This is a genomic window from Zoogloea sp., from assembly GCF_044344315.1.
Lineage (GTDB): Bacteria > Pseudomonadota > Gammaproteobacteria > Burkholderiales > Rhodocyclaceae > Zoogloea.
In genome coordinates, this window is the sequence record NZ_JBIJDC010000056.1 from 18,247 (window position 1) to 28,002 (window position 9,756).

A 9,756-nucleotide genomic window follows, 5' to 3' on the forward strand; every position below is an offset into this window, starting at 1 on the left:
ACTGCACCGTCCTTGTGCAGCTGCAGGCCCGTCCGTCAGGCCCCCAGACCGGCCGAAACGACGATCAGCACCGGCACCACCACGAAGTACAGGCGCATGGCCAGACGCAGGCGTGAGCCCGGCTCGGTCAGCCCCATGTAGTGACGAATCACCAGCAATCCCTTGACCCCCACGATCAGTGCCACGACGACCGCCGTGAGCCCTGCCGGGAGCGCCCCCTCGCCAAGCCAGGCACTCCCGAGGGTCAGCACGAGGAGCCCCAGCCATACGGTTGTCGCCCGGTGTATATCGATGTTCGTCATGACATCCCTCTCAGTGCAGGACATACAGCAGGGGAAAGATAACGATCCAGGCCAGGTCCGTCGCGTGCCAATACAGCACCGCAGCCTCAAGCCCTTCGTGCTCAGCCGCTCCGTAGGCGCCGAACTGCGCTCGCAGGATGGCCCAGATCAAGCCCAGGCAGCCCCACACCACATGGACGAGATGATTGAAGCTCAGGTAGTAATACATGGCGACGAAGCTGTTGCCCGTCCCCACGACGCCATGCTCGATGTTCCAACTGAACTCGAAGGCCTTGATCAGCACAAAGGCCAGGCCACCAAGCAAGGTGGCGACCAGCCAGTTGCGCGCAGCGACCGCATCGTCACGCCGGATGGCCAGTACAGCCCGCACCGCAAAATAGCCGCTGGTAAGCATGACCACCGTATTTGCAACACCAGCCCCGGCGTTGAGCATGGCCGGGCCGGCGCGAAAGTCCTCGGGGTGCGCTTGGCGGAACCATGCCCAGGCCAGGAACATCAGCGCGAACTCACTCAGCTCGCACAGGATGCCAACCCAGATTCCCCGGTTGCCCGGCACGGTGGTCATGCCCCCGGGAGGTGCAGTTACAGCGAGATCCATCATTGCCTCTTCTGTCTGTGGTCCGGACGCCATTTACTCACCCGGGGCGTGGATACGGACGGCACAGATCGCCCCCAATTCGGGCGTCACAGAGTTTTTTTCCCGCTTGAGCCCAATCAATGACGGAGTGTCCGTCGGACAGCATCACCCCATCGCCAACAGGGCTTCACAGGCTGCGATGTTGTCCAGGTGCGACACGCGCATCTCCACGAGCATCGCCCGGGCCGCCTCGTCCTCCACCTCAGGCAGGACCTGATCTATCTTCCTGACCACCCAGGCCTGCCCCTTGTTGAGAAACGCCAGGCGTGCAGCAAGCCCGTCGACAGCCAGTGTCTTCTGCACGAAAGCCCCGGTGTCGTGCGAGGCAATGCCCCCCAGGCGACGGATGGTCTTGTAGAGCAGCACCGCATTGGCCCCCTCGTCCTTCTGCAGGCGCTCCAGCAGCCCCCGCTCGGGAGAGCGGGCATCCAGCCCGTCACGCAGGATGGCCAGCACCTTGGCACCGGCGCGCTCTGCCTCCAGCAGCGCGTTCAGGCCATCAATCAGGACGGGATTGACCCGTTCGGCGCCTTCACCGAAATAGCCCGGAAACTCCGCTGCGTAGCAGGGTGGCGAAGAACAGATGGGCACGGGCGGAACGTCTGCCTCAGAGGGTTTGGACGACATGGCAATCTCCTGCGTCAATCCGTGTGGCGAATGACAAACACTTCCGGGTCGTCCCCGTGCTCGAGCAGGATGCGACGCACCCTGTCCTGCCACAGGCTCCGGAAAAGCCGCGTTTCCTCCTCGTCCGCCGTGCCGGCCAGGCAGCGCTGCATCAGGGGCATCATCTGCGGATCAGCGGGCACGGCTCGCAGGTTCACAGCCGCATCGACGCGGGCCCCGCCGTCGCGCCGGGCAAATCGGAGCTCCCAGGCCTGCTCGACACCGAAGGCCAGCAGACCGCGCCGCTCGAACCGGCCGGCCAGACCCTTGAAGCCGGTATCGGCACAGGCGCCCGTCAGCAGCGACACGACACTGGCGACCACGCCGGCCACCCCCGTCGACGCCTCGTCACGCAGTGTCACCTGCACACCGCCGCGCTCTGCCAGGCTTGCCCCGTACAGGGCGCCGAGCGCCAGACGGGTGAGACCGTAAGCCCCCGCCACCGTCGGGCAGGAGTGCCCGGCGAGGCGTACGGCATCGAGATAGCGATACTCGATGACACCGCCCTCGACGGCACCGAGAAACTCGGCCAGGGGATCACGCACACGCACGCGGGGCACGGCATCGAAAAACGGGGGATAGTGCACGGGAAGGCTCCTCCAAGGGAATGCAGGCTCGTCCTTACACCCTACACCCGCCGGGTACGTACTTCCTTGACCCACGATATGCCGATCGGCCTTACGGGGCCTTCAGTGCTCCCGCCCATCGACCCGGGGCGCCAGCAGGCGCGGGATCAGGCGAAAGCCCAGCACGGCGAACGCGAACGTCCATGCGCCCGCCGCCAGATGAATCCAGTGAGCATACGCGCCGGGAAACAGCTGGGGCAGCACGATACGCACCACGAAGGCCAGCAACATGATCCGGATCACCAGCCGGTCGCCCGTATCGAACGCCACCTTGCGCCCGGTGTGCCCAAGGGAAATACGGACCAGCATGGCGGGGATGATCAGGCCCATGGCGCCAAAGGTGAAGACGTGCATCGGCAGGCTGCCGGTCCAATGGCCGATACCCATGAGCGCCAGCATCTCGAGCAGCAACTGGGCAACGATGGCCAGGTAGCCGAGATACATCACCGCCAGCTCAAGGCGCCGGAACCCCAGATCGGGCCGCCAGCATGAAAAGCGATACATCAGCAGGGCCACGAGGATCGCCAGCAGGGCCACCGCCAGCGCAGATGGCAGCCATGCCTGGAAGACGAGGAAGGCTGCGCCCAGCTTGATGGCCAGGTCCAGCCGCGGGCGGCGCAGGATGTCCACCTGAAACACGCCCTTCATGAACTGGGTCAGGGTGCGCTCCAGCATGACCAGGAAGGCCATTCGGAAAAGGCCGAGGCTCATGGTCGCGCCGTCGGCGAAATGCGCCTCGGAGAGCAGCAGCAATTTGGCCGCGAGGAAGGCCGGCAGGACCAGAAGAAAGAAATAGTTGTCGGCAAAGCTGTCCTGGCGGCGGTAGCGCACCAAGGTGGTCAGCAGCATGGCGACAATGCAGGCGAGAAAGACCAGATTTGACAGCCAGAACAGCTCCGCAGGCCACCCGCCACCCCAGGCCATGCCGATGCGCTCGACGCACCAGGCCAACGCCAGCCCAACCAGGGCTGTCCCGTGATAACCCCGGACCTGCACCCAATTTTTGGTGGCTGTCAGCAGGAAGCCGCCCAGCACGGCCCAACCGAAGCCGAAGAACATCTCGTGGGCATGCCACTGGACGGGACTGAAGCGCCCTGCCGGCGCGGGTAGCACCCCGGAGAAGATCAGCGCCCAGAGCATGGGCAGGATTGCGCCGGCAGCGCAGGCGAGGATGAAAAAGGGCCGAAACCCGACTAGCCACAAGGGCTTGGCAGAAAGAGTCATGGCAGACCTGCGCGGGGAAGGTGGACGGTAACGACCACCTCCATGCTAGCCCCGCCGGCACCGCCGCTACCTTGATCGGCGACAGCTTGTGCCAGATGTTGCAGCGCCGACGGGCTCAGCCGCGCCGCCGCGGAGCCGCGGCCAGACGCTCAAGAATCACCGGCCCGAGCCGCTGCGCCGCCAGGAAACCGGCGGCGATGAAGACCCTGCGCGAGGCGAAGTCGGTGCTGGCAATCCGCCCCACATCCGGACGGATCGCAATGTCGGCCGTGGCCACCTCATTGGTGCGCAGGGAGTGGCTCATGATCTCGAAGGAACGCTGCAGCAGCTCGAACAGGCCGCCGGCCTGATCCCCTGCCGGATCGGCCCCGCCCACATCCACCGCCACCACCACATCGGCCCCCAGCTGCCGGGCGGTCCGCACCGGCACCGGGCTGATCAGCCCGCCGTCCAGATACTCCTGCCCGCCCAGGGCTGCAGGCACGAACACCCCCGGAATGCTGCACGACGCCCGCACCGCGAATCCTGCATCACCGCTGCGCAACACTGCCAGATCCCCCGTCGGGTAGCGCGTGGCCACCGCAGCAAAAGGCGTCGAAAAGCTCTCGATGCTGCGTCCGCGCAAGGCCTGATTGACGAAGTTCTGCAGGCTTTGACCGGTCACCATGCCCCGGGGCGCATGCCCCTGCACCACGTCGATGATCTCGGCGTCGCGCACCCGCAGGGCCAGTTCTTCCATCCGGTCGCCGCTAAAGCCGGCGGCCCAGAAAGCGCCAACCAGGCTACCTGCACTGCACCCAACGATCAGGTCGGGCCGGATGCCATGGGCCTCCAGCCCTTTCACCACGCCGATGTGGGCAAAGCCACGGGCCGACCCGCCTCCCAGCACCACCGCCAGCCGCGGCTTGCGAGGGGGCGCGCGTTCGGTTGACGCGGCGGCAAGCGGCGCAGCCACGGCAGCAAGCCCGCCGAGCACGAGGGCCCGGCGTCGGGCAGACATTTCGTCGTGGATCATTGTGGGGCCTTGCCACGAGACTGGAGCAGGCTGTCGAGTTCTGCCTTCAGTTTTCCGAAGGCCTCCTCAAAGAGCCCAGCCGGCTCACCACGGGTCAGATTGTCCACCTTTTCGTCAAGGATGATGATCTCGACGCGTCGATTGAGTCGCCGTCCCGCCTCCGAGTCGTTCGGCGCGATCGGTTTTGCCAGACCATAGCCGACAGCGGTTATCCGGTCCTCCGACACCTTGCGCTCCAGCAGAGCCTGACGCACGGCGGTGGCACGGGCAACGGACAGCACGAGGTTAGCGTTCTCGGAACCGATGGAGTCGGTGTGCCCCTCAAGCGAGACTGACTTGGTGGTCTTTTCATTGAGGAGCAGGGCAACCCGATCCATGTAGGGGGTGGAGCGGACAGGGTCGAGTGTGGCCTTACCGAAATCGAAGAGCACATTGTCCGGCAACCACACGAGCACGCCGCGCTCCATCTGGCCGACCGCCAGTTTTACGGGAGGCGTTCTGGCGGGAGGCGTGGCGCAGGCCCCAAGAATCAAGAGGGAGCAGAGCATGGCGCACAAGCGCCCGATCACTGGAGACATGAAGACATTTCCGTTCGAATGTTGACGCCCGGAAAGGCTACAGCAAGCGAGCCGGCACACTTTCAAATCTTGTTAAACCCTGAAAACTGGGACATGTGGCACTCACCCGAAACCGGATGCCGCCACCTGGTCGCGCCCCTTGCGCTTGGCCTCGTACATGATGCGATCTGCGCTCAGCAGCAAGGTCTCCTCGTCCCGCCCATCCTCGGGATAGAGGGCCACACCGATACTCGACGATACGTCCAGGCACAGACCTGCAAGCAGAAAAGGTTCGGCCAAAGCCACACGGATCTTCTCGGCAACCCGCAGGGCATCCTCACTCAACTCCACCACGGGCAACAACACCACGAACTCGTCGCCACCAAAGCGACCCACTGTATCGGACTCCCGCACGCAGGCACGCATGCGCCCGGCGGCCTCCTTGAGCAGCAGATCGCCCACCGCATGCCCATAGGTGTCATTGACCGGCTTGAAACGGTCCAGATCGATGTAAAGGAGGGCGACACCATGGCGATTTCGTCGGGCGGTGGCCAAGGCCTGGCGCAGACGATCCGTCACCAGGGCACGGTTGGGCAAGTCGGTCAGCAGATCGTGTTCAGCCATATGTGCAATTCGCTCCTGGCTGGCACGACGTTCAGTGATATCCCGGGTCACACCATGCACTTCCAGTGCCCCGCTTCGAGGATGAATGCCATACGTGGTAACGACCTCAGTCCACACGCTGCCCCCATCCTTGCAGGGCTGCTCGAAAACGTCCGTGTAAAAGCAGGAAGGACCTTCAGGATCGGCCCGGAAGACGCGGCTGCGCTGCCGGACGATGCTGCGCAAGGTGTTGCGCTCACCGGGGGCCACCGTACTCTCGAGGGTACCGCCCAGCATCTCGGCCACGGAATAACCACGCAGACGCTCAATGGAGGGGCTGATGTAGGTAAAGCGCAGGGAGTCGGCATCAGCCGTCCAGACCACATCCTTCATGGTTTCGGTAAGGAAGCGGTACTTCTCTTCGCTGGCCTGCAGTTCCCCGGCAGCGTGCCGGGCTTCGGCCACACTGCGATGCAGCTGGCGATTGATCCGGTGGATGTAGGTGGCCACGGCAAGCACAAGGGCAAGGCCCCCGAGCGCCACCGCGAGATAGAGGCGCAGGCCTTCGGAATCGATTGCGCCGCCTTCGGAATACATAAAGCCACGGAAATCGAAATCCCGCGGGAGCATGCCCATATCTCCATAGATGTCGACGATGTGCTGCCAGCGCCCCGGGTTCATGTAGCCGATCTCCACCAGGTCTGAGCGCACCAGCGGTACCGTACGACGGGCCTCAAAGAGATAGAAATCCAGGGGTTGTGCAGACGAGTAGCGAGCATGGATCAGCGCCGCCACCTCCTCCGGGTGGTCCATCGCGTAACGCCAGCCGCGCAGGCTGGCCTCCCGAAAGGCCTTTACCAGCTCCGGGCTACCCTTGAGGCGGCTCTCCGAGGTGAACAGGTTGTCACCATAGAAATCGATGCCTGCCGAACGGGGTGTGAACACGTGGTAGCTCATGCCCGCCTTGTCGAGGGCATACGGTTCATTCGACGAATAGGCGGAGATCGCATCCACCTTCCCGACAATCAGATCGTCAGGCGCGAAACTGTGTTCAACACGGTTGAGACTTTTCAGGGGAATGCGCTCTCGTCGCAGGTAGGCCAGCAACTCTTCTGCCCCCGGCTCGATCATCACCCGCCGCCCCGCCAGATCGTGGATCGACTGGAGATAGGCATCCTGCCTGGCGATCAGCACGAGCGGTGAGTGCTGAAAGATGGCCGCCAGCACCACCACGGGTTCGCCGGCGTGGCGGGCAATCAGCAAACCGCTGGTGCCTACGCCGAAATCTGCCCGGCCCGAGGTGACCTCGGCGACCACGTTCAGCCCCGGCCGCCCTTCCACCAGTTTTACGTCGAAGCCGGCCTCCCGGTAGAAGCCCTTTTCCTTGGCCACGTAATAGCCGGCAAACTGGAAACCGTGGCTCCACTTGAGCTGCAAGGTCAGGGGCGTCTGGGCCCACAGGGGCATGGCGCCGAACAGCAGGGTCACGGCGGCCAGGGCATGGCAGCAGGCGCGCGGCACGACAATCCGGATCCAGGGGGGCAAGAACATGCAGGATGCACACTATCGATCGATAGGCCGAGTATACAGGGCTGCTCCAGGGCCGCAGGCTGCCGTCCCTTCGTGAAGATAATCCTGCGCTTGGAGAATCACGATTTTCTTGAGGCAACAATCGCCGGCAACAGGTATCTTCGGCGCGCTCCGGCCACCTCCCGGACCAGAACAAGACATCGGAGACAGTGAACATGCCGCCCCGCTTCACCCTGCACCCCCTCGCCATCGCCCTTTCCGCCGCCATCGGCAGCGCCAATCTGGCCCAGGCTGCCGACAACGCCAGCCTCACGCTCAACCCGGTGGTGGTCACCGGCAGCCGCGCTGAAGCCGCCAGCTTCGATCTGCCTGCCGCCATCGACGTGCTCGACCGGGAACAGATCACCGCCGGCCAACCCCGGGTGAATGCCTCCGAGGCCCTCATCGCCGTACCGGGCGTGGTGGCCAACAACCGCCAGAACTACGCCCAGGATCTGCAGATCTCCACCCGCGGCTTCGGCGCCCGCTCGGCCTTTGGCGTGCGCGGCGTCAAGTTGATCGCCGACGGCATCCCGGCCAGCATGCCGGACGGCCAGGGCCAGGCCGCCACCTTCAACCTCGACGTTGCGGAGCGCATGGAAGTGCTGCGCGGCCCCTACTCCGCCGTCTATGGCAATCACTCGGGCGGTGTGATCCAGCTATTCACCCGCGAACCCGAAGACCGCCCCAGCGTGGAAGGTGGCTTCGCGGCCGGCAGCTATGGCACCACCAAGGCCGACCTGGGCGCCCAAGGCAAGGCCGGTGGGCTGGGCTACGTATTCAGCGCCTCGCGCTTCGACACCAACGGCTACCGCGACCACTCCGCTGCCACCCGCGACCAGGCCTTCCTCAAGCTCACCGGCAAACCCGATGAGGTCAGCAAGCTGACCTTCACCGTCAACGGCATGTGGCAGCACAACACCCAGGATCCGCTGGGCCTGTCTTGGAACGCCTACAAGAGCAATCCGCGAGGCGTCGATCAGGCTGCGCTGGACTACAACACCCGCAAGAGCATCGACCACCTCCAGGCCGGCGTCGCCTACGAACGCCGCATCGGCCGCGACAGCCTGCAACTGTCCGCCTACAGCGGCCAGCGCAGCGTGATCCAGTACCAATCCATCCCCCGCAACGTGCAGGCCAATGTTCGCCACTCCGGCGGCATCATCGACTTCGACCGCAGCTTCTACGGCATCGGTGCCCGCTACATCGCCGTGGGCGATCTGGCCGGCGGCAGGCTCACCACCACCTTCGGTGTCGATCTGGACACCAGCACCGACGTGCGCAAGGGCTACGAGAACTTCGTGGGCACCACCCTGGGAGTCAAGGGCCGCCTACGCCGCAACGAGACCGACAGCGTCGAAAGCCTCGACCCCTACGTGCAGACCGAATGGGCGCGGGGCGACTGGGCGCTGACCGCCGGAGTGCGCCACAGCCGCGTGAAGTTCAAGGTGGACGACCAGTACATCGTCGGCGTCAATGGTGACGACAGCGGCCGCAAGGACTACAGCAAGACGACGCCGGTGCTGGGCGTGGTGTACAAGCTCAACCCGGCGGTCAATCTCTATGCCAGCGCCGGCCGCGGCTTCGAAACCCCGACCCTCAACGAGATGTTCTACTCGGGGACCGGCGGCAGCTTCAACTTCGGCCTCAACCCCTCGAAGAGCGAGCACTATGAGATCGGCGCCAAGGCCTTCGTGGGCAACAGCAGCCGCCTCAACCTGGCCTTCTTCCAGATCCAGACCGAAGACGAACTGGTGGTGGACGCCGCCACCGGCGGCCGCACCAGCTACAAGAACGCCGGCAAGACCCTGCGCCAGGGCGTCGAAGCCTCCTTCGACACCGCCTGGCGGCGTGACCTGAGCAGCCGCTTTGCGGTGTCCCACCTGCGCGCCATCTACGACGAGGATTTCCGCACCGGCAACGCCAACACCCTGGTGTCCGCCGGCAAGCTGATGCCGGGCATCCCCCGCACCACCGTCTTCGGCGACCTGGCCTGGAAAGTCACCCCATCCATCACCGGCACTGTCGAAGGTGTGTATCGCAGCAAGATGTACGTGGAAGACACCAACGGCCAGCTGCCGGCGCCCTCCTACTTCATCGCCAACCTGCGCCTCACCGCCCAGCAGCAGGCCGGCGCCTGGCGCTTCACCGAGTTTGCCCGCCTGGACAACCTCTTCGACCGCAACTACGTGGGCTCGGTGGTGGTCGGCGACGCCAACGGCCGCTACTACGAACCCGCCCCGGGCCGTAACTGGATGGCCGGGGTGAATGCCCGCTACACCTGGTAAGGCGAGCGTTTCGTGGGGTCGAATTCATTGGTTATGTTCGCGTTAAGTGCGGGAAGCGCTTCCCGCATTTTTCGCGAACGTAGTCAGTTCACTCCCCTCGACCTCATACCGTTGAGCCCGTACGGACGGCTTTCCTTTGTACTACGTCACATTGGCCGGGGACTCGCCCCCGGCGGGCGACCTTCTTTCTTGTTGTACGACAAGAAAGAAGGCAAAGAAACGTACCCCGCTGTCGCGCCCCCTTCGGGGGTTCCCTCCCTCCGGCGATG

Annotated in this window: 9 protein-coding genes and 1 pseudogene; 2 read left to right on the top strand and 8 right to left on the bottom strand. The window is 64.6% G+C overall.

Features of this window, described 5'->3' with window-relative positions:
* Positions 1-35: 35 nt before the first annotated feature.
* The 8 genes from ACIQ09_RS13080 to ACIQ09_RS13115 all read right to left on the bottom strand — a co-directional run bounded on the left by ACIQ09_RS13080 (position 36) and on the right by ACIQ09_RS13115 (position 7,181).
* Positions 36-302: a cytochrome C oxidase subunit IV family protein gene (locus ACIQ09_RS13080; RefSeq protein ID WP_398310405.1), complete on the bottom strand. Its 267-nt coding sequence runs from the start codon at positions 300-302 to the stop codon at positions 36-38.
* Between the two features lie 10 nt (positions 303-312).
* Positions 313-900: a cytochrome c oxidase subunit 3 family protein gene (locus ACIQ09_RS13085; protein ID WP_398310408.1), complete on the bottom strand. Its 588-nt coding sequence runs from the start codon at positions 898-900 to the stop codon at positions 313-315.
* Positions 901-1,044: 144 nt separating this feature from the next.
* Positions 1,045-1,566, bottom strand: coding sequence for a DUF6306 domain-containing protein (locus ACIQ09_RS13090; protein ID WP_398310411.1), 522 nt, complete (start codon positions 1,564-1,566; stop codon positions 1,045-1,047).
* Positions 1,567-1,580: 14 nt separating this feature from the next.
* Positions 1,581-2,192, bottom strand: a complete 612-nt coding sequence (locus tag ACIQ09_RS13095; protein WP_398310414.1) for a hypothetical protein — start codon at positions 2,190-2,192, stop codon at positions 1,581-1,583.
* A 102-nt stretch (positions 2,193-2,294) separates the two neighbouring features.
* Complete coding sequence (locus ACIQ09_RS13100) at positions 2,295-3,455, bottom strand: NnrS family protein (protein ID WP_398310417.1); 1,161 nt, start codon at positions 3,453-3,455, stop codon at positions 2,295-2,297.
* A gap of 115 nt (positions 3,456-3,570) precedes the next feature.
* Entirely contained in the window at positions 3,571-4,470 is a 900-nt protein-coding gene (locus ACIQ09_RS13105; protein WP_398310420.1) for a patatin-like phospholipase family protein, read from the bottom strand.
* Positions 4,467-5,048 carry an OmpA family protein gene (locus ACIQ09_RS13110; protein WP_398310423.1) on the bottom strand — a complete coding sequence of 194 codons (582 nt, stop codon included), beginning with the start codon at positions 5,046-5,048 and terminating at the stop codon, positions 4,467-4,469. Before ACIQ09_RS13110 ends, ACIQ09_RS13105 begins: the two co-directional genes overlap by 4 nt.
* A 102-nt stretch (positions 5,049-5,150) precedes the next feature.
* On the bottom strand, positions 5,151-7,181 hold the full coding sequence (locus tag ACIQ09_RS13115; protein ID WP_398310426.1) for an ABC transporter substrate-binding protein: 2,031 nt from the start codon (positions 7,179-7,181) through the stop codon (positions 5,151-5,153).
* A 194-nt stretch (positions 7,182-7,375) separates the two neighbouring features.
* Here ACIQ09_RS13115 and ACIQ09_RS13120 point away from each other — a divergent pair.
* Positions 7,376-7,840, top strand: a pseudogene (locus tag ACIQ09_RS13120) (TonB-dependent receptor plug domain-containing protein); the annotation flags it as partial.
* Positions 7,841-8,104: 264 nt separating this feature from the next.
* Positions 8,105-9,487 (top strand): TonB-dependent receptor family protein, encoded by a 1,383-nt coding sequence (locus ACIQ09_RS13125; protein WP_398310429.1) that lies wholly within the window; start codon positions 8,105-8,107, stop codon positions 9,485-9,487.
* Positions 9,488-9,756 lie beyond the last annotated feature (269 nt).

What these genes read in the sequence shown, in the direction of transcription:
- ACIQ09_RS13080 (WP_398310405.1), bottom strand. Translation starts at nt 302, where the DNA reads ATGACGAACATCGATATACACCGGGCGACAACCGTATGGCTGGGGCTC.
- ACIQ09_RS13085 (WP_398310408.1), bottom strand. Translation starts at nt 900, where the DNA reads ATGGATCTCGCTGTAACTGCACCTCCCGGGGGCATGACCACCGTGCCG.
- ACIQ09_RS13090 (WP_398310411.1), bottom strand. Translation starts at nt 1,566, where the DNA reads ATGTCGTCCAAACCCTCTGAGGCAGACGTTCCGCCCGTGCCCATCTGT.
- ACIQ09_RS13100 (WP_398310417.1), bottom strand. Translation starts at nt 3,455, where the DNA reads ATGACTCTTTCTGCCAAGCCCTTGTGGCTAGTCGGGTTTCGGCCCTTT.
- ACIQ09_RS13105 (WP_398310420.1), bottom strand. Translation starts at nt 4,470, where the DNA reads ATGATCCACGACGAAATGTCTGCCCGACGCCGGGCCCTCGTGCTCGGC.
- ACIQ09_RS13110 (WP_398310423.1), bottom strand. Translation starts at nt 5,048, where the DNA reads ATGTCTCCAGTGATCGGGCGCTTGTGCGCCATGCTCTGCTCCCTCTTG.
- ACIQ09_RS13115 (WP_398310426.1), bottom strand. Translation starts at nt 7,181, where the DNA reads ATGTTCTTGCCCCCCTGGATCCGGATTGTCGTGCCGCGCGCCTGCTGC.
- ACIQ09_RS13125 (WP_398310429.1), top strand. Translation starts at nt 8,105, where the DNA reads ATGTGGCAGCACAACACCCAGGATCCGCTGGGCCTGTCTTGGAACGCC.